This is a genomic window from Xenorhabdus doucetiae, from assembly GCF_000968195.1.
Lineage (GTDB): Bacteria > Pseudomonadota > Gammaproteobacteria > Enterobacterales > Enterobacteriaceae > Xenorhabdus > Xenorhabdus doucetiae.
Genome location: NZ_FO704550.1, coordinates 1,091,038 through 1,110,236, shown reverse-complemented (window position 1 = coordinate 1,110,236; position 19,199 = coordinate 1,091,038). Strand labels below are relative to the sequence as shown.

Genomic DNA, 19,199 nt, shown 5'->3' with positions numbered 1-19,199 from the left:
GCGAACTGACTTTTCTTATTTGTTGGAGGACGATATAAGCGCGCCCCATCTGCAATGACCCGCCAGCATGACCGGATCGTAATGGGGTCAGGGTTTGAGAATAGCTAACAGCTAAAGGGAAGCTCCCAGCCTCATTCAACTGGGATTTTTAGTCTTAAAGCAACATTAAACTACCGTTACATAATAAACCATCTTTATTAAACTGAAGATGTAATGCATATTTTTGATACTCGTATTTTATCCAGTTATTAATGTAACCAAGCAGCATATCCATTTTTCCTCCACCTTTCATTAACGGTTCTCCTAGTACTTGGATAACTTTCTCTACATCCCATCCTTCGCCAATGTTAGATAATAGACACCCTTTAAAACAGGAATAACCTTCATTCTCACTAAAATAAAAGTGAATATGGTTTAATACCCCCTCTCGGAAGCCTATTTCTATTCCAGAATGAGCAAAACTATAATAAGTTGTTTGTCCAATTGGATCGTTATACTCCGAAGGGTCTTGGGATACTTCGGGTTGCTCTCCTATCGCTAGACAGAGTTCATTAAACTCCTTAGATGATTCTGTTGTTCCAAGGGAACTAGTAAATTTGCTCCAATCAATCATCATTTAATCACTCCCATCTCACGATTACGTTCTATGATTTTGTTGACTGCGTCATCAACCAATTTAGGATCATAACCCTGTTTTATCATATTTTTTCTTAATGCGTCAGTATCACGACATACAGCCCCACAAAGATTTTGTGCATCTTTCTGAACTTGAGTAGGAGTATTTTTACCTCCGTAAGTCGGGCTGACTTTATGAGCATCACGTGGAATTTCAACAGCCGTTGCGTTTTGATAAAGATTTTTTGTTTCATCTTTTGTCAGAGGGCGACCCAACTCACTTTCTCTTGCTTTTTTCAGTGCTGCAAATGACGGAATATGGTCATGCTCTAATTTATCCCCCACGACTGCACGAGATTTTAATTCTTTATAGGAACCAACATCCAGCGCCTTAACTGCCTGTATTTCATCACTGGCCTGATTAATTAATTTAGATGCTTCTGCAACATCACCTTTCGCCAGCGCCTTTTCTGCCCCTTTGATAGCCTTAGCTGCAACATCACCCGCAACAGGCACCAAACCTACTACTGCCGCCAGATAGTCTATCGCACTTTGCGCCTCTGCAAAGCTCTTGATATCGCCAGCAACAGGAACAAAGTCTATCCCAAACGAAGTCGCCCCCTTAAGGAGTTCCGCCCGATGTTCGCTTATTCTGGCTGAACAGGCATCAGCACTAAGTCCGGCACAATGCTGTGCCTTAAAGTCGGCTTCCGCAGTTTTGATTTGCTTTAAGGCTTTCTGGTATTTGTCAGCCTGTGATTCGCCGGATAACTGACGTTCGACAATATCACTTATTGCATTATTCTCGACCGCGTTCTTCGCTGTCTGCGCCCCGCTCACTCCGCCCGCCGTCGAATCGGTCGCCAGCCCTGCCGCCAGACCTCCTGCAATTGTAGACAAGTTACTGACTTTTTCCTTCTCATCTGGTGAAAGTTCATCCATGGTTTTTCCGCCGTAAAGCGCACCCGCAATCGCCGAGGCGGCCAGTTCCCCGCTGGCCGCCCCTACCGCGCCGGCAGTCGCAGAGCCGCCTTTCATCTCGGCAATCACGCCGCCCAAAATCGCATGCGCCAGCAGGTTGGTGGCTTTTTCCTCCGCCGTCAGTTGCTCATACGGCTTACCGCCGTAAGTCAGGTCCTTGACCGCATTAGCAAGGTAAGGTGCTGCGCCGCCGGCGATGGCCGCTTTAATATCACCACCCGCCAGTCCTTGCAGGGCGGTAACCACCGCCGTCACCGCCTGACGCTGGCCGCCGCCGACTTCCGCGCCCTGTGCCTTGAGGGCCGCGTCGTAAGCGATTTTATGCGCCCGGTTGGCAATGGCGTCCGCAGTGATGTCGCCGTTTTCCTGTTTCAGCTGCGCTTCGGCCTGCTGTTTCAGGGCCTGCTGCGTTTGCGGGTCTTTCAGTTTTTCCGTGGCGGTTTTTGTCGCCTTAATCGCTTCGTGCGTACTGTAAATATCCAGCACCTGCGTGCCGATTTGGGCAATGGCCTGCGCCTGCGCCAGCCGCTGCTGCTCTTTCTCCTTGTCAAAAATCGGGCTCAGGCTGTTGGCCGCGTTGTCAGTATCACGGCTTAAGGCTGAAACATCCTGTTGCTGCTTATCGGCATCACGGACAATAATTGTGCCGTCACTGACCGCCGCATGCGTCGTGGAAGACTGGCTGTCACTGTGATTGCTGCCGGCCAGCATATTCGACGCCATATTGGATGCCAGCTGGCTGCCCACCGCGCCGCCGGTGCTGATACCGACACTCTGGTGTTCACTCTGGTATTCCGCCTTGTTCTCTATATCACTGAAGCCCAGTGTGCCCGTGTCCAGACGGTTTTTGTCTTTATCGGCGGTGCTGGCAATCACCGCGCCGTCAAGCTGGGTATGTTCGCCGACCTTGATATCAAAGCCGCCTTTACCGGCAAAAATGCCGGTCTGCTCGTTGACCGAGTCGTATTGGCTGTGGATTTTGTCACGGCTGGCATTGACACTGGCCGAACCGCTCATTGAGCCGTAAGTAAAGCTGGCTCCGGCGCTGACATTCTGCTGCTTGCTGTCGTAATTGTCCTTATCCTGCTCACTTTGCAGATGCAGGTTGCGGCCGATATCGGCGGTCACTTTATCTCCGCTGACCTGTACCCCCTTGAGCGTGGTATCCTGACCGGATTTCAGGCTGACCTGGTTGCCCGCATCAATCAGCGTTTCGCTGTGGGTCACGCCGTCGCCGGTTTCATGCCCCTTGCCCTTGTTGACACTGGCAGAGAATTTGATGCCGTAACCGCCCTGGCCAGCCATCAATCCCACACCGACACTGCCGCCTTTGCTGCTGTTCTCACCCCGCGTCGTCTGGGTGTTTTCAGCGGATTGCAGGACGATATCCTGTTTCGCCTCCAGAGACACATCCCGCCCGGCTTTCAGGCTGCTGCCTGCCACCTGAATATTGCCGCTGTCTGCCTGTGCCTTGTCACCTTTCGCGGTGATACGGATATCCCGCCCGGCATTGAGCTGACTGCCCTGTGACTGCGTCTGCTCCGTGCGGGTTTCGGATTTCGCTGACTGGCTGCCGTAAGAAAGCTGGATGCCAATGGTATCGGTCGGTTTTTCCGCATTACCGCCGGCCTGATTCATCGCATCCGCTTTGGCGGATTCCGCCTGACTGAGCTGCCACGCCTGATAACCCTGCACCCCTGACAATACCGCCTGGGTGCCTTTCAGCGCCTGCAAGCGGCTGTCTTTCGTGTCCTTGGCGTCATTGGCTGCCTGCACCGCCGTATTGACCGCACTGCCCACCGCGCCGGACAGCGCCAGCGTCAGGCCCGATTGTTTCTGCTCGGTTTTATTCAGTTCGGTATAACGGTTTTGCGCCGCCGTGACCGCCACGTCTTTGGCTTCAATCTCTATATCTTTTCCCGCAATCAGGTCGCTGCCGTGCACCGTGGCCTGTTCACCGGCACGCAGCATGACCTTACCGTCACTGCTGCCCACGGTGCTGCCTTTCTGCACGGTGGCCTCACTGTCGCTGGATTGTTTGAGTGCCGAACTCCCTATCGTAAAGCCCACGCCGCCGGTGCCCATCAGGCCGGATTTTTTCTCTTCCTGCTGACTGAACCGGTGATTTTTCTCTTCTGCGGTAGTGATGTCCAGATGCTGGACGGCCGTTATCGCCACATCCTGGGTACCCACCACATTGCTGCCCTGAACCGTGGTATCCCTGCCGGACCGGATATTAACGCTGTCACCGCTCAGGGTGCTGCTGAGTGCCTGAGTGCGGTCGTATAGCTCCCGGGTGGTCGTGGTAGCAGAGGAAACCCAGCTGTTGCTGCCCTTCACCTTCAGGTATTCATCATGCGTCTGCTGCTGTTCACCCGCCATGACCGCCACATCCCGCCCGGCGCCCACTTGCAGCGTCTTACCGGCCGTGATACCGCTGGCCCGCAGGCTCACATCGCGCCCGGCGCGCAGGTTGACCTGTCCGGCACCGTGAATATCCGTGCCGGTTTCCCCTGCTTCGGTATGGGTCAGATAATTATCCCGGCCCCATTCAAGGTGCTCACCCCGCGCGGTTTGGGCGCTCCCCAGCTGAATATCCCGGCCGGCGTCTAACCGGATATCACTGTTTTCCCCCTGTGACATCAGTTGCGCGGCCGACATGTTAATATCCTGCCCGGCCCGCAGGTGCAGTTTGCCGTCCGCCCCCTGCACATAAACGCGGGCCACGTTATCCACATACGTGGTACTGAACCGGTTATTGCCCGCCTGATTGTCACTGTGGCGGGTCGTACTGGCGATATCAATATGTCGGCCGGCCCCGAGGGTCAGTGACTGCCCCGCGCCTATCGTCCCGCCCCGCTGGACCATGTCGGTCCGGGCCTGCAAGTCAATATTATCGCCCTGCAACAGCCCGCCCTGATTGCGGATATTCTCCGCCAGCACCTGAATATCCTGGCCGATAATCCGCCCCTGGTTGAGCATGTCACCGCTCAGGCGCAGGTTGACCTGGCTGCCGCTGAGCAAGGCCCCGCTGCCGTCCAGTGCGCCGGCCTGCGTGCGCACATACACCTGGGGTGCCAGCACAGTTTGCTGCCGCCCGTCCGGCAGGGTGACCGTCGTATTGACCAGCCAGACCATGTCTTCGGTCAGCCTCGCCATCTGTTCCGCACTCAGGGCAATCCCCGGGGTCAGGTTAAAGGCCTGCTGCGCACGAATACCGGCATTCATCAGCGCCTTAAACTGCTCCTCATCATTCTGGTGCCCCGGCAGATACCGCTTGCCGGTCAGGTTAATCACCTGCTCACGAATGAGGCGCTGCTCATAGAAGCCATCCCCCAGCCGTTTGTGCATGTTATTGTGATCGCTTTGCAGCGCCCGCTGCATATAATCCGTGCCCAGCCATTTTTTCATCTGGGTAAACTGCGGATCGGTTTCCACCAGCGGCCGGTTGTCCGGTACCGGCACGACGAAGGTGGATGGGGTATTTTCCACCGGCAGGTTCAGTTTAAACAGGCTGTTGTCCGGTAAGCGGTAATCCGGGATTTCCGTGCGGACAACCACGGGCTTTTCCCCCACGGACGTGATTTTTTCGCCGCCATGCGTGACTTTTTCGCCCACCTGCGTGATTTTTTCGCCACCATGCGTGACTTTTTCACCCACCTGCGTGACGGGTTCATCCGGCCCGGTGTTTGTTTCACCGGCACCGGTCAGCTTCCCGCCCACGGTGGCCCTTTCCCCCACCGTCAGGGTCTGACCCCATTCAGCCAGTTTTTCCCCGGCAATCACCGGCGTCTCTGCCGGGCCAACGGTGATAACCGGCCGGTGCCCCGTCACCGCCGGGGGCCGGCTGATCACTTCCAGCCGCTGCCCCGGCCTGAGCGCCACTTCACGTGGCCGGGTTTCTTCTGCCGTCAGGCCGGCATCAATGTGCCCGCCATGGCGGGGTTCAATCCGGGCATCGATGCCCTGATAATCCGCCGGCCGCTGACCCGCCAGCGTGACCGGGCCCTGTGATGACCGGACGGTACCGGGGGTCAAGGTGATGGCCTGGATTTCTGTACTGGGTTCATAGGGCGAGGATCCCCGGCCTTGCCGGTCACGCCCTTTCTTCTTGATACGCCAGAAATTCTCAACCCGGCCTTGATCGGTGATATGCCGCTCACCCTGCACCTCCAGGTTATGGATATCCCCGCCCGTGACCGTCAGCAATCCCCCTGCTACCAGCTGGCTCTTGTCGTTGGTCAGCGTCGTGGTATCGATGATCAGGTTTTTCCCGGCCTGTATCTTCGCCGGATCGGTGGCTTTGACCCGGGTTTCTTTTATTGTGCGGATGTACCTGTAAACCTGAAAGTTATCCCGGCATCCTCTGTCATCCACACAGACGTGATCCACTTCATCATTATCGATAATGATCCGGTGGTTTTTCGTATCATAACGTTGCCCCTGAACCTGATATTCCTCCATGGGCACCTGCGAAATGTGCTGTAATTCCGTTTCAAAATGGTCATTGATATTATTGATGGTGCCGGCCGCCAGCCGCATCTCCCCCATGGCCTCAATATAAGCGCTGTGGTTATTGATGACCCGCCCTTTGCCGCGGGCCTGATACCGCTCATCCAGCCGGCCGCCGAAGGCCAAATCCCCGCCACTGTAAATCAGGCTGTGGGCGTGGTTATTTAGCGTCCCCACGCCCAAATCCAGGCGCTGGCGGGCGGCTATCACGGCGGCTCTCCCGCTGGCCGCCCGGTGAGTCAGCGTCCCCGCTTCAATCGCAATATGATCACCATAAATCCGTCCGGTTCCCTGGTTGGTCAGTTCGGTGGCACGCAGGACCGTCTGGCCGCCATCCAACAACCCGGTATTGTGGAGGGTATTGTTGACCGTCCATTGCTGGTGCGCCGCCAGAATTTTACCGATGTCTGCGTTGGTCAGGTTCACCGCCCGGCCATCCAGCGTCCCGGCGCTGATCAGGCCGCGGTTGATGACATTCCCCTGCGTGCCCAGTTGTAACCGCCCGTTGGCAATGATTTCACCGGTATGCACAAAATCTTTCAGCAGCGCTAACCGGATATCGCCCAGTGAGCGCAGTTTGCCGTCGCCGGTGACCGTATCGGCCTCAACCGTCAACGCATTGCCGGCGCTGATCTCCCCGTCCGTATTTGTGACCGCCAGCGCACGGCCCTGCACGGTCAGCTGCTGATTGGCCTGTAACTGCCCCTGCGTGTTGTCCAGTACCGAAGCCAGCGTCAGCGTGGCATTGTCGGTGGCAAAGAGTTGCCCCCGACTGTTATCCAGCTGGTCCGCCGTGATAATGACATTTTTGCCCTCAATGCCGTTATCCTGCTGTTGCGTTCCCTGATTGTGGATGGCCGCCGCACGCAGTTCGGTCTTATCCCCACTGCGGATTAAGCCGGCCTGATTGTCAATGTGATGCCCAACCTGCGCGGTCAAATCGCCCAGCGCCAGTATTTTCCCCTGGGTATTCAGGATCTCACCGGCCTCAAGACGCAACCCCGCTTCGCTCAGGATCTGCCCCTGTTGACGGTTGTCCAGCTGGTTCGCGGTGAGGGTGACCGCGTTGCCATGCAGGGTGCCGCGCTGGTTTTTCAGATCCCCGCTGTTCACCGTCAGCCCGGCCTGACCGTCAATCACCCCACCGGTGTTATCGAGCACCTGCCCTTGCGTATCCAGCAACAAGGCCTGACGGGATTTGATCCGCCCGGACTGGTTATCCACCCGCTGGCCGGTCAGGGAAAAGCGGTTCTGTGCTGCCAGTAATCCCTGCCGGTTATTGAGGTTGTCCGCCGTGATATCCAGGCTGCCGGAGGAGGCCACGACCCCGCTGTCGTTATCCAGCGCCCCGGTCTTCAGCACCATGGCGTCTTTACTGGTAATGCCGTGCTTGTCACCACTGTGGCGGTTAATTAAGGATTTCGTGGTAAGCGTCAGTTTGCCGCCGCTTTGTAGCAAGCCCTGATCATTATTCAACGCATCCAGCCACAATTGGGCCTGTTTCCCGCCCAAGAGCTGTCCCTGCCGGTTGAGGAGCGTGTTGCCGCTCACATGCAGCCCGTCGTGGCTTTCAATATGACCGGACTGGTTATTCAGATCCGCCACATTCAGACGCAAGGCGCCCTGGCTGAACACCCCGCCCTGCGGAGTACTGTCACGGTTATCCAGCTGCTGACCGTGGGTGTCAATGGTCAGGCTCTGGCCGCTGCGGATATCCCCGTACCGGTTCAGCAATTCACCGGTCCGCAATGTCATCTGGCGTTCGGCGGCGATAACGCCCGACGTATTATTCAGCTGCTGCTGGCGCGTATCGATCCCAGCCGTGCCGGCCCGGATTTGGCCGCTTTCGTTATTGATCGCCTGCGTGGTCAGTTGCAGGTGCTGCTGGCCGGCAATTTTCCCCCCGGTATTGGTGAGCTGTCCGGTGGTCAGGGTCACATCCCCGTTTGAAGCGGCTATCAGCCCCTGCCGGTTATCCACTTCGGCGGCCGTCACCGTCATGCCGGCGGAAGCGCGTAATTGGCCCTTCTGGTTGTTCAGCCGGTTTTTTACGGTCATCTGAAGCTGGCCCTCTTCTGCCGCAATAATTTCGCCGGCCTCGTGATTCAGCTCATCGTTATCCAGCTTGTCCTTGTTATCATTCTGCTGCCCGGCTGTCAGGGTATGGTTATTCAGCGTCTCTGCATTGAGCTTCACCGTGCCATTGGCCGCAATCGCGCCGCTGCCGTTATCCAGTTCATGCTGGACGTCGAGTGTCAGTGAATCGGTGCCACGTTGGGTCATTTTCCCTAAACGGTGATCCAGGGACTGAATACGGGCTGTGATTTTTTGTGCGGACGTCTGGCTTTTCACCAGATGGTAATCTCCCCCATCCAGTGCCAGTTCACCGTCAGAAATCACGAGGCCTGCTTTGCCCTGAAAATCAGGGGTGTCGATGGACATCACGCCGGTTCCGGCATGGATCAGCCGGCCTTTAGCATTCGCAATGCCCTGAGCCTTCACCGTCAAATCCTGCCCGCTGGACTCAATTACCCCGGCCGTATTGTCAATGCCGGCCTGATGATCCAAGACCAGCGACTGTTGGCCGGTCTGGGTGATTTTACCCTGAGAATTGTTCAGTTTCTGGCTGCGGAGCGTCAGCGTTTCCGCCCGCAACCGGCCCCGCGTGTTATCAATCAGCTCCGGCGCAGATAACGTAAGGTGTTGACGGGCACTGACATGGGCATCCTGTAAATGTAATTGCCTGTCCGCAGTCAGTTGCAGGTTAGCGGCGTCCGTTCGGCTGCCTTTCAGTGAGAGCGTTTTGGCGTTGACCGATAACTGGTCACGGGCCAGATTCTGCCCATGCAGTTGGGCTTCCTCCGTGGTGTTGACGGTCAGGTTGCCGTTCTGGGTCAGTCTGACGTCTTTATCTACCCCGGCGGCCAGCGTACTGCCCTGATGGCTGTGTAGTGAGGCACTCTGGCTTTCAAGGTGGCGTCCGGCCAGGATGCGCCCCTGATTGTCGAGGTGCCCGCGGGTCGTGATCGTCATATCCTGACCGGCGATAATATCGTGCTCATTCATCAGGTTGCCTTGATCAGGCAGGGTCACATCCCCTGATGCCCTGATCACGCCACGGTTGGTCAGTTGCCCACGGCTGTGGATCACCAAATTGCCCGACGGGTCGCTGCTGTCAATACCCGCGGCCAGTACCGCATTTTTTTGGTTGTCCAGTGACGCACTGGTGATATCAAGATGTTGGCCGGCCTGGATTTTGCCCTGATTGGCCAGATGATCACGGGTGTTGACGGACAGATCCCGGCCTGCGGTCATTTCACCCTGATTCTCCAGCTGGCGCTGATCGTGGACCGTCATATTATCCGACGCCAGCATAAGCCCCAGATTGGTCAGCGTACCCTGACTATGGAGAGTCAGATCCCCCGGTTGTGACAAACCGCCGTCTTTATCCACCCCGGCAGCCAGCACCCCTTGTTCCTGACTGGCTAAGGAAGCGCTTTCAATATTCAGGTGACGGCCGGCCAGTACTTTGCCCTGATTATCCAGATGGCCGGGTGTTTTGAGCCGGATATCACGGCCGCTACTCATCTCCCCCGTATTGTCCAGATCCGCCTGATTTTCGATGTCGATATCATCCGAGGCCGCCATCACCCCGTGGTTAACGAACTTACCGTGACTATTGATAATGAGGTTGCCCGGTTGGGTCGGTTTGCCCTGAGGGTCAGCGCCGGCGGCCAGTTCGCCTTTTTTCTGGTTTTCCAGTGCCGCACTGTGGATATCCAGATGACGGCCGGCCAATACACGGCCCTGATTAGCCAGCGCCCCGACGGTGTTGACCCGGATATCACGCCCTGAGCTGATTTCTCCCTGATTATCCAGCGCCGCCGGATTTTCGATGCCGATATCATCCGAGGCCATCATGACACCCTGATTAACCAGCTTACCGCGACTGTCGATAATGAGATTGCCCGGCCGGGTCAGCTTGCCATGCGCGTCAGTGCCGGCCGCCAGCACCCCATCCTGATGACTGACCAGCGAGGCACTGTGGATATCCAGGTGGCGGCCTGCCAGCACTTTTCCGGCATTATCGAGCTGATCACGCGCCCTTATCGTGATATCGCCACCGGCGGTGATAGCGCCGGTGTGACTGAAATCCCCTTCATTCTCAAGATGAATGTTCTCTGATGCGGTGATAATGCCGTGGTTGGCCAGTTTGCCCTGACTGTGGATCTTCACCGTGCCCGGCTGCGTTTTATCCACGCCCGCCGCCAGCTTGCCGGCTTTCCGGTTTTCTACGTCTGCGCTATGGACATCGAGGCGATGGCCGGCCAGCACCTGACCCTGATTGGTCAGATTGCCCGGCGTGTTGACCTTGATATCATGGCCGGCGCTTATCTTGCCCTGATTCTGCCATTCTGCCTGATTCTCGGTGTTGATATCATCCGACGCGGTCATCACCCCCTGATTAACCAGCTTGCCGCGGCTGTTAATGATGAGATTGCCCGGCCGGGTCAGGTTGCCATGCTCATCCGTGCCGGCCGCCAGCAGCCCCTGCTGCTGACTGACCAGCGAAGCACTGTGGATATCCAGATGGCGGCCTGCCAGCACTTTCCCTGCATTATCGAGATGATCGCGCGTCCTTATCGTGATATCGCCACCAGCGGTGATCGCGCCTGAGTGATTAAAATCCCCTTCATTCTGAAGGTGAACAGACTCTGACGCGGTGATAATGCCGTGGTTGGCCAGTTTGCCCTGACTCTGGATCTTCAGGTTACCCGGCTGCGTTTTATCCACCCCCGCCGCCAGCTCACTGTCTTTCTGGTTGTCTAAGGCTGCGCTGTGGATATCGAGGCGATGACCCGCCAGCACCTTGCCCTGATTGGTCAGATTACCCGGGGTGTTGATCCTGATATTATGGCCGGCACTGACCTTGCCCTGATTCTGCCATTCTGCCTGATTCTCGGTGTTGATATCATCCGACGCGGTCATCACCCCCTGATTAACCAGCTTGCCGCGGCTGTTAATGATAAGGTTGCCCGGCCGGGTCAGGTTACCATGTTCATCCGTGCCAGCCGCCAGCAGCCCATTTTGCTGACTGACCAGCGAGGCACTGTGGATATCCAGATGGCGGCCTGCCAGCATTTTTCCGGCATTATCGAGCTGATCGCGCGTCCTTATCGTGATATCGCCACCAGCGGTGATAGCGCCGGTGTGACTGAAATCCCCTTCATTCTCAAGATGAATATGTTCTGACGCGGTGATAATGCCGTGGTTTTCCAGTTTGCCCTGACTGTGGATCTCCAGGTTACCCGGCTGCGTTTTATCCACTCCCGCCGCCAGCTCACTGTCTTGCTGGTTTTCTACGTCTGCACTGTGGATATCAAGGCGATGACCCGCCAGCACCTTGCCCTGATTGGTCAGATTGCCCGGGGTGTTGATCCTGATATCATGGCCGGCACTGACCTTGCCCTGATTCTGCCATTCTGCCTGATTTTCGGTGTCGATATCATCCGACGCGCTCATCACCCCCTGATTGACCAGCTTACCGCGACTGTTAATGATGAGATTGCCCGGCCGGGTCAGGTTACCCTGAGCGTCAGTACCGGCCGCCAGCAGCCCATTTTGCTGACTGACCAGCGAGGCACTGTGGATAGCCAGATGGCGGCCTGCCCGCATTTTCCCGGCATTATCGAGCTGATCGCGCGCCCTGATTGTGATGTCACCCCCGGCGGTGATATCACCGGCGTGACTGAAACCCCCTTCATTCTGAAGATGAATCGACTCTGACGCGGTGATAATGCCGTGGTTATCCAGTTTACCCTGACTGTGGATCTTCAGGCTACCCGGCTGCGTTTTATCTATCCCCGCCGCCAGCACACCATTCCGGCCGCTTGCTAACGCCGCACTGTGGATATCGAGGTGATGGCCGGCCAGCACTTTGCCCTGATTCGTCAGCTGCCCCGGCGTTGTGATCCGGATATCATGGCCGGCACTTATCTCGCCCTGATTCGCCAGTTCCGCCGGCTCTTCGATGACAATATCGTCCGATGCCGTCATCATCCCCTGATTTTCCAGCCGGCCGCGGCTGGTAATGGTCAGTTTGCCCGGTTGCGTTTTATTCCTTCCCGCAGACAATATACCGTCCGGGCCGCTCTTTAAGGATGCACTTTGGATATCGAGGTGATGATCGGCCAGCACCTTGCCCTGATTAACCAGTGCCCCCGGCGTTGTGATCTTGATATCACTGCGGGCGGTAATATCGCCGGCGTTAGTTAACGTCCCTTCATTCTGAATGTGGATATTATCTGACGCAGTCACAATCCCCTGATTATCCAGTGTCCCCCTGATCGCAAGCGTCAGATTGCCCGGTTGAGTCAACTTGCCGTCTTTATCCGCACCGGCGGCCAGTACAACCGGTTGCCGGTGTTCTGCCGGCCCTTGATCATTGTTATGGCTTGCCAGAGAAGCACTTTTAATCTCAAGGTGCCGCCCTGCCAACATCCGTCCCTGATTATCCAGGTGATCGCGGGTGTTGACAGCAATATTCTGCCCTGCGGTAATATCCCCCTGGTTGATGAAACGCCCTTGATTCTCAAGCGTCACCGTCACCGAGGCCGCTATCGTACCGCGGTTAGAAAGATGGCCACCGCTGTTGAGTTTCAGGCTGCCCGATTGATGGCCACCGGCCAGTAACCGCCCCTGGTTTTCAATCTCATCGCGGGTGTTCAGCGTGATATCCTGACCTGCGATGATATTCCCCTGATTCGCCAGCGCCCCCTGATTGCTGATAGCCACATCCGAGGACGCCGCCATCGCACCGAGGTTCGTCAGTTTGCCCTGAATATCCAGGGTCAGATTACCCGCCTGCGCCCCGAGCTGCCCGGCATTGCGCACTCCGACGCCCTGTTCAGTTCCGACCAGTTTAATTTTGTTGGCATACATGCCGCCCACCGCCGCCACATCCAGACTGAATGCCGGTTTGTTTTTCTGGCTATCGGGCAGAACCTCAGTCACATTGCCCCGGGCATCGACGCGGTTGCGCCCGGTCGTCACCGTTAGCTCTTTGGCGTGGAGTTTGGCGTTGATATTGACGGCGCGGCCAATCAGACGCGTGTAATCACTGTGGGCATCACTCAGCCCCTTACCGTCAACCGCCAGAATACCGTTATCGACCTCAAACCCTTTCAGGCGGCCATTTTCCAGCAGGGTCTTACCCGCCGCCAGTGTGGTCTGGCTGGCATTGATAAAACCACAACCCTGGCAGGTAATGCCCGCCGGGTTGGCAATAATCACATTGGCCCGTTGACCGGCCACTTCGATAAAGCCGTTCAGCTGGCTGGGGTTGCTGCTGTTCACTTCATTCAGAATAATTTTCGCTTCGCCCTGTGCTAACCACGGGTTTGCGGTGATCAGGCCGCCCAGTTCGGTTTTGGTATTGGTACCGCTGTTATTGAGGATGGCTCCCCGTTGCGTCACATCAAACTGGCTGTACTGGTTACGGGAAACCCCGTCGCCGTTCGGCGTCTGAATATTGACCTGCGGTATGCCGTTGGCCGTGGAGATGACGGTCGGCTGCTGCGTGCCGGGAGCCTGATTATCTGCCACAATGCCGGCCTGTGCGCCCTGACTCACCAGCCCCAGCGCCAGTGAAACGCCGAAGATTAACGGCGACAGCGACACCCGGATGGCAGGCGACGGACGTGAGGACGTTCCCCCCCGTGTTTGCCCGGCAGTCTGGCTGCTGACTAATTCAGACACGACCATCAACATCTGGCGGGCTTTATTAAAAATCACACGGTAACAATGTTTATTCATCGTTCAGCACCTCTTTCGGGCAAGTCTGCGGTCAGGGGATGGTTGTCCCACCATTCGGCGGCCTGTTCACGGCTGACGCCGGCTCCGCGAAAACGGATCACCTGTGCCCCGCGCGCTGTGCCTTTGTGATAAAGCGCCCGGACACACTGATAAGGAAAAATGTGATGTTTCATTAAATCCGCCATCACCCGGCTATGGCCAAACGGCGCGACCCAGTCCAGTATCCAGATCCGGGCACCCCGGTTCGATGCCAGGCTGCGGTTATGCCCGTCACCCGTCGTCAGGTAACGCCGTTCAGTCTCTTCATCAAACCGTGACCAGCTCAGGTAGAACACGGGCTGCCCCTGCTGACTGACCAGCACATACTGCCGGGCGTGAATAAAAGGCAGGAGCAACGTGGCCAGCGAACTTAACGGCGCATCCCGGTGCAAGGGGGAGTGCATCCACAGCCAGGTCGCCGCCCCCAGCATCGCCGTGTCATTTTCGCTCCCGCCCAGCAACAACGGGGCCCGCACATCATAATCACCGATTAACATGCCCTTCTTCCTCAGTACTGCCAGTTCAGGCTGAAAGTGACATGGCCGTTATCGGTCTTAAACCCATCCGGTTTGGAGAAGGGCGTACCGACCGAAATGTCATACGCCAGATTGGCAGGGCGAACCGTGCCCTTCACGCCAATAACGCCCCCTGCCAGCGTCCGGCCGATTATCCGGTCCAAATGACGTCCCCCCACCCGGCCATAATCGGCACCGAGATAAAGCTGTTGATCGGGCAACGGGGTCTGCCATGACAGGGTATTGCGCAGTGTCCAGCCTTCATCGGCACTCAGCGTGCGTTCACCGTCAAAGCCACGTACCGTCCAGCGGTTACCGATGCTGAACTGATCCTGCGGCGTTAACGGGGTATTGCTCCACTGCTTCTGGTATTCGATGCGGTGCTGGAACTGCGCCTTGCCAAGCGTAAAAGGGGTATTCAGCGACGCCGACAACTGGATAATTTCGGCTTTGGCCGTCGCATAATCCGGGGACGATTTCGCATTGCGCTCTTCATAAGCCGGTAATGCGCCGAACCAGCGCGTGCCCTGCTGATAACGCACCCCGGCGTCCAGTACGGCCGCACCGAGATAATGGCGGTGATCCAACCCCAGACTCCAGCTGCTGGTACGGCGTTTCTGGTTGGTGATTTCGGTCTGCTGGATGAAATTGCGGGTTTCACGGGCCGTAACGCCATAAGTCAGGGTGGTTTTCGCGCTGGCATTACGGTGCAGGACACGGCTTAATTGCGCGTTCAGGCTCCGGCTTTTTCCCCGATATTTAGCATCCCCGTTCAGTTCCGGCACGGTCTGCATATAATGATATTTACTGCCGGTGACCGCCAGCTGCCAATAACCGAACGGCACCGAGTAATGCGCGGTATAGTTGGTAGAGTCCTTACGGTGGGAGAAGGCCAAATCACGGCTCAGGGAGAGATAAAGCAGGTCACTCAGTGACGTCGGGTTATCCAGCGCAAACATCAGCCCGCCCTGTGTCTGTCCGGTGGTTTTGGTGCCGCTGTTATCCACCCAGGCACCGACATGCCAGAAACGCGACTGCTGACGTTTAATGATAATATCGCTTTCCCCCGGCTGCTCGCCCGGGACCAGCTCCATCGACGCCTGAACATTCGGGATGCGCTGGAGGTTTTCAAGGCCCTGCTCGATATCCCGCAAATCCAGCACATGGCCGGGACGGGCCGGCATCGCGGTATACAGCGTCGCGTACTGATCCGACTCATCGCTATAGCGCACCTGCCGGATTTTGCCGGCCACCACGTTGAGTTTCAGTTCCCCCTGACTTAAATCCTGCTCCGGTGCCAGAATGCGGGTCGTCACCCAGCCGTGTGAAATCAGCCGGTTCTGCATATTGCTCATCAGGATGCCAATCCCCTGTGCTCCCAGGCAATGCCCGTTAGCCTGCTCGGCCAGCCGTTGCAGCGGCACCCAGTGCGGCAGGTCTTCCCGGCCGGACAGGGTGACTGTATGGATCACAAAACAGGGGGATTCTTTGGGAAAGTTCGGGGCAGACACTGAGGTTGTCTTATCTGCGGCGGAAAGTCGCACCGTCGGGGCCTTAGCCTCCAGGCGTTGCTCTAACGCCTGCTGCTGCTGTGTCTGATGAATAAAAGGTTGGTCATCTGCCTGCACAGGCTGAACAGCAAATACAGCCCATCCGGCCAACCCTGCGAACATGTTGCTGCGAGTCACCGTTGCCATAATTTAACCAGTCGGATACTTAATGATTATTGAATGGTAGTCAGAAAAATTTGAGATAAGGTATTATGGCTGGAGCGGTTTAATTTTCAATCAAACTGACAAGAAGTTGATCACAATGGCGCATATTTAGACTATTTAACTAAAGACATGCAACAAAACGGCAATAAGTTCATATCACCACACCATAGCCGAGGTCACATTAAGCATATTCATCTAAGTTTTCGGTTAAGCCAACACCAAAATACCCTGAACAGGATAAGAAAAGGGGATAAATGGGGCAATATTCAGAGTATTCTTAATACCATCACCCCATTGAATAATTAACCGTTGGGCAGGATTTTTTGCGTCATCACCTGCCCGAACCTGCTGACTGACCATCTGACCTGCCCCACGTTCTGGTTCATCATGTCCACCATATTCCCCGTCCGTACCCCGATCCACACCAATCAACGGACAGTTTCCCATCAGAAAGTAAGAAAGTTCAGCGTGGATAAAACCATGGCAACAGTCAGCAATCCATTGATTTTCAGAAAATCAAGAAAGCAGATCTTTACGGTTTCTTCATCAATCAGATTTTTCCCAAACAGCAGCAAAGGTGATATCACATTGATTAAATTTATCTTTAAACCAATAAAATAACATCCCGAATTCACCTACTGACATAATTTGTAATGAATTTAATGAAAAACATGCCGATAGAATATTAAGCAACCCATCATAATGAGAAAAAAGACGAGCAGGCAGAGCGTGCTTTGTCTGTCCCTTTTCTGCCTGTGCATCTGGCCTGAACGCGGTGAATGCCAGCCCGGAGGCTGGGCTGCATAATCGGAAACGCAGTGGGAAAACAACATTGAAGGCAACAAATGAAAATAAGGAAACCACACAATGTCAATAAAAAAACACATGGCGAAGTTGCAGAAGGGGCAATCCCTGCTGAAACAGGGAGAGCAAATAGCGGGACTCGCAAAACAGGCGCCCGGCCTTGGGGGTAAGGGCAGCCTGATGAATCCCGGTGGTTTTGCCGGCCCACTCGGCAGTAGTCAGAGTCTGGCGCAGCAAGCGGCAGCCGGTCACAGCGGTGCGGCCAGAGTGCTGCAACAGGCCGGCGCCGGCCTGTCAGGCAGTGGCGCAGCACCGGGCGGCCTGCAATTTACCCTGACGGCAGGTGTCCTGCCGCCACAAACGTTCGTCGTCACCGATTTTACGCTGAGCGAAGGCTTCTCCCGGCCCTTTCACCTCCGCGTGGGGTTGGCGAGTGCCGACCCGGCGATTGACTTCCCCTCCGTCCTTGACCGCAGTGCAACGCTCACCATTACGCAGGATGGCAAAGAGCAGCGCAGTATCAGTGGCTGCATCGCCCGCTTTGAACAGGGCAACACCGGGCTGCACCAGACCACCTACCAGATGACCATTTGCCCGGATTTATGGCGCACCTCCCTGCGGCAGAACTCGCGCATTTTCCAGCAGCAGGATATCGTGACCATCCTCACCACCCTGCTCAAAGAGCATGGCATTCGTGACGTAGTATTCAGCCTGCGCCAGCCACACCCGGCACGGGAATTCTGTGTGCAGTATCAGGAAAGTGACTTTGACTTCCTGCAACGGCTGACAGCGGAAGAGGGTATCTTCTACTTCTTCGAATGCGGCAACGGCCGCAACACGCTGGTGTTTGCCGATGACGCCGGTTCGGTGCCGCCGGGCATCATGCTGCCGTACCAACCGGGCGATATCAGCACCACCGGCGAGCCATCGGTAACCAGCTTCACCAGCAGCGCGCAGGTGCGGCCGGCCAAAGTTGAGCTGAAAGATTACACCTTCAAAAATCCGGCGTGGCCGGCGGAATTCAGCCAGCAGATGAAGGAGGAACAGCTACAGGAGCAATATTACGAGCATTACGACTACCCCGGCCGGTTCAAGGACGAAGCCCACGGCAAAGCGTTCACCCGCTACCGGCTGGAAGCCCTGCGCAATGACGCGCTGACCGGACAGGGGCACGGTCACGCCATTGCCATCCAGCCGGGCAAACTGTTCATACTGACTAACCACCCACGCGGCGACCTGAACCAGCCGTGGCAGGTGGTCAGCGCCAGCCACACCGGCAGCCAGCCGGGCGCACTGGAAACAACGACCGGCGGGAGCGGCACCACACTGCACAGCGAGTTCAGCTTTATCCGCCACAACCAGCACTGGCGGCCAACGCCGCTGCCAAAACCGCGCATTGACGGCCCGCAGATTGCCACCGTCGTCGGGCCGGCGGGGGAAGAAATCTTCTGTGACCAGTACGGGCGCGTCCGCCTCCAGTTCCCGTGGGACCGGTACGGCAAATCTGACGACCAGAGTTCCTGCTGGATACGAGTCACCCAGCCGTGGGCCGGTCAGGGCTGGGGCATGCTGGCCATCCCGCGCATCGGCCAGGAAGTGGTGGTGGACTTCCTGCACGGCGACCCGGACCAGCCCATCGTCACCGGCAGAACTTATCACGCCAGCAATATCCCGCCGGGCAAGCTGCCGGGCAGCAAAACCCAGATGGCGTTCCGTTCCAAGACCCACAAGGGCGAGGGGTATAACGAACTGTTGTTTGAGGATGCCAAGGGCAGTGAAAAGCTGTCACTGCATGCACAGAAAAATATGGACACGACGGTGCTCAATGACCGCAGTACCCGCGTGATGCACGACCATACCGAAAGCGTCGGCAACAACCAGGTCATCACCGTGCGGGCCGACCGCCATAAAGAAGTGGTCGGCATGGAAGTGAGCAGCATCGGGACCCGGCAGGTCACCGTGGAGAAAACCAGCGTACTCAGTGCCAAAGGGCAAATCACCCTTCAGTCCACCGAGAGCGGCATCACTATCGGCAATACCAAAGGGAGTATCTCGATTGATAAAGACGGCAACATCCATATTACCGGCAATGCCGTGATTATTAACGGGAAAGAGGTCATCACCCTGAACTGATACCGCACAGCCCCATCACCTTATTAAAACCGGCTCAGCAGGATTTTTCTGCTATGGGCTGAACCAATGC

Annotated in this window: 7 protein-coding genes; 1 reads left to right on the top strand and 6 read right to left on the bottom strand. The window is 56.5% G+C overall.

The genetic code is table 11. The features are described from left to right. Positions 1–154: 154 nt before the first annotated feature. The 6 genes from XDD1_RS05170 to XDD1_RS05145 form a co-directional block, all read right to left on the bottom strand. Positions 155–616 carry a hypothetical protein gene (locus XDD1_RS05170; RefSeq protein WP_052705645.1) on the bottom strand — a complete coding sequence of 154 codons (462 nt, stop codon included), beginning with the start codon at positions 614–616 and terminating at the stop codon, positions 155–157. After that, positions 613–13,923, bottom strand: a complete 13,311-nt coding sequence (locus tag XDD1_RS19345; RefSeq protein ID WP_045969324.1) for a hemagglutinin repeat-containing protein — start codon at positions 13,921–13,923, stop codon at positions 613–615. The genes XDD1_RS05170 and XDD1_RS19345 overlap by 4 nt, the downstream gene beginning before the upstream one ends. Continuing rightward, positions 13,920–14,459 carry a toxin-activating lysine-acyltransferase gene (locus XDD1_RS05160; protein ID WP_038259308.1) on the bottom strand — a complete coding sequence of 180 codons (540 nt, stop codon included), beginning with the start codon at positions 14,457–14,459 and terminating at the stop codon, positions 13,920–13,922. Before XDD1_RS05160 ends, XDD1_RS19345 begins: the two co-directional genes overlap by 4 nt. Positions 14,460–14,470: 11 nt before the next feature. Then, entirely contained in the window at positions 14,471–16,174 is a 1,704-nt protein-coding gene (locus tag XDD1_RS05155) for a ShlB/FhaC/HecB family hemolysin secretion/activation protein (protein ID WP_045969320.1), read from the bottom strand. Positions 16,175–16,399: 225 nt separating this feature from the next. Continuing rightward, a complete protein-coding gene (locus XDD1_RS05150; RefSeq protein WP_045969318.1) occupies positions 16,400–16,639 on the bottom strand; it encodes a hypothetical protein in 240 nt (79 codons plus the stop codon). 99 nt (positions 16,640–16,738) lie between these two features. Next, the gene (locus XDD1_RS05145) at positions 16,739–17,056 is read right to left on the bottom strand and encodes a hypothetical protein (RefSeq protein WP_045969314.1); all 318 of its coding nucleotides are present in this window, start codon (positions 17,054–17,056) and stop codon (positions 16,739–16,741) included. Positions 17,057–17,059: 3 nt separating this feature from the next. Between XDD1_RS05145 and XDD1_RS05140 the strand changes: the two genes are divergently transcribed. Then, the gene (locus XDD1_RS05140; RefSeq protein WP_045969311.1) at positions 17,060–19,129 is read left to right on the top strand and encodes a type VI secretion system Vgr family protein; all 2,070 of its coding nucleotides are present in this window, start codon (positions 17,060–17,062) and stop codon (positions 19,127–19,129) included. Positions 19,130–19,199: the final 70 nt, after the last annotated feature.

Bases quoted from the DNA above. Each gene is read 5' to 3' on its own strand.
- XDD1_RS05170 (WP_052705645.1), bottom strand. From the start codon at position 616: ATGATGATTGATTGGAGCAAATTTACTAGTTCCCTTGGAACAACAGAA.
- XDD1_RS19345 (WP_045969324.1), bottom strand. From the start codon at position 13,923: ATGAATAAACATTGTTACCGTGTGATTTTTAATAAAGCCCGCCAGATG.
- XDD1_RS05160 (WP_038259308.1), bottom strand. From the start codon at position 14,459: ATGTTAATCGGTGATTATGATGTGCGGGCCCCGTTGTTGCTGGGCGGG.
- XDD1_RS05155 (WP_045969320.1), bottom strand. From the start codon at position 16,174: ATGGCAACGGTGACTCGCAGCAACATGTTCGCAGGGTTGGCCGGATGG.
- XDD1_RS05150 (WP_045969318.1), bottom strand. From the start codon at position 16,639: ATGGGAAACTGTCCGTTGATTGGTGTGGATCGGGGTACGGACGGGGAA.
- XDD1_RS05140 (WP_045969311.1), top strand. From the start codon at position 17,060: ATGTCAATAAAAAAACACATGGCGAAGTTGCAGAAGGGGCAATCCCTG.